Annotated in this window: 2 protein-coding genes; both read right to left on the bottom strand. The window is 30.5% G+C overall.

The window, feature by feature from the left end; all coding sequences use genetic code 11:
* On the bottom strand, positions 1 to 1,260 hold a 1,260-nt coding region (locus VNJ50_RS15460), incomplete at its 3' end, for a JAB domain-containing protein (protein WP_325583192.1).
* A gap of 59 nt (positions 1,261 to 1,319) precedes the next feature.
* Positions 1,320 to 1,935: hypothetical protein (locus tag VNJ50_RS15455; RefSeq protein WP_325583191.1), on the bottom strand; the 616-nt coding region annotated here is incomplete at its 5' end.

Below are 1,935 nucleotides of genomic sequence, written 5' to 3'. Positions count from 1 at the left end.
AAAACCCGGGTTAACTATTTGAAAACTATACTTTTCTTTAGTGCTGTCATATCCCTTATACTTGACTGTAAATTGACCACCCAGACCGCTGTCTATTAGATATTCCTTTTGTTTTTGAAAGCTACTTAATTGCTTTTCAAGACTATTTTCTTCACGAACAAGTTTTCCGGAATTCTCTTTATTTGAAAACTCATTTACGTGAGAACTTCCAATTTCTGTTTTCGGTTCGAAAGCGGGCAAAATGCCCTCGGCAGCAGCAGAATAATAGCTTTGATTTCTAATGAATTCACTAGGTTCTACATGTATAACATCCAAGACATTTAGTACAGGTGTTAATGTTTTTAATTCATTGAAAAAATCATTTGATTTTGCATAATTCATTTGATTCGTAGCGAAGATTACACCATTAGCACCTGTTTTTACAGCCATGCTTTTAAGTGTTTCAGTCCAATTCTTGTCTTTAACATTAGGAACAAGTGCAGCTACAGCTCTATTTGAATTATCCGTTAATAAAGAATAGATTTTTTCTGCAGTTCCAAATCGTAATTTACTGGATAGTTCCGCAGCTGTTCTTGTTGATAAAATCAATGGTAAGTCAAATAAATCTTTATTAAACACCTTTTTGCTGAAGGTCTTAGCTCTTAATTTTAAAGTATTATTACCTTCCGCTTTTCCATGAATAAGGTCAATGTTTTCATCAAATTCAAGATATTTACCACTGGTTAGATTTAGAATAATGCCTGGATTTAGTTTAACATTTTCGGGTAAAATACTTTCAATTTTCCCTAACAATTTTTTATCTGCAACACTTGATGTAAGATTTCCAGAAGGATGATTATGCACTATGGTAACAGAAGCTGTATCAAATTCTTCTATTCCTGCTAATATTGCAGAAGTATCAGCTATTGTAGCATTGTAAGTTCCGGTTCCTAAATGCTGAATTTGTACAGAGTTATCCTTTTTGTGATGAACTGCAAATATATGTTCTACAGCTTCACTTTCTAAGTTTCTGAAAATAAAAGCAACATCTTCAGGAGTTTGTATTTCTACCGTTCTACTCCAAAAGTCTAAGTGCTTCCATGTTTTAAATTTGACTTCAACTTTAGTAAATTCATCATCCGTTAAAGGTCTATAAGACTTTATCTTAAATTCTTTATCTGAATTTTGTCTTGTTAAATCCTTAGAGTCGTTTTCTTTGAAATTTATTCGTTGGTATTTTATTTCGTCAGGAAAATTATTTGATTTTTGAATGGAGCTCATAATTTTTAAGAGTTTGACTTTTAACTATAAATATATAGACAACTATCTAAAACTGCAAGTTATCTTTTAAATTTAATTTTGTTTTCTTGTTCTTCTTGCTTTTCACTTTCTTCTCTAGCTCTATTAGCATCCTCATATCTGTCATAGTCATTTACATCAAGATCAATTTTGGTTTTTTGACCTTTTTTATTGGATTCAGGTGTTTGTGTGTTAACGTTAAATAAATTTGCTTCGAGCTTGATAATATTCAATGATTTTTGGATGTCTTTGGAAATTTCTGGAAACTTCTCAATTTTAGATTGTAGAAAACTCATCATACTTTTTAGTTCCTGAGTATACTTCTTTTGCACCTCCTCATCTTTTTGCTCTCTTATGTATTCAGAAATTTCTTTCGTATTCTTTATAATATCCAACTCAACGATTTTATCTTCTGTTTTGTCGTAAATAAAAACAGATTTTGAAAATGAAATTTTATTGTCTTCATTAAGATTAAAGTCGGTCGATTTCGAATAAACAATGGAGTTTTTAGATTTATCAATTAGTTGATTAATATCTTTATCTCTTTGTTTGAAGCTTGCTTCAAGCTTAGTCATGTTTTGCTTTAATTGGAGTGACAATTCTGATTTGTTATTTTGAATAACTAGTACATTTCCTCTCAAAAAACTTGATAAATCC

It is taken from the genome of Gelidibacter sp., assembly GCF_035577925.1.
GTDB lineage: Bacteria > Bacteroidota > Bacteroidia > Flavobacteriales > Flavobacteriaceae > Gelidibacter.
This window is presented reverse-complemented; position numbering and strand designations above follow the sequence as displayed.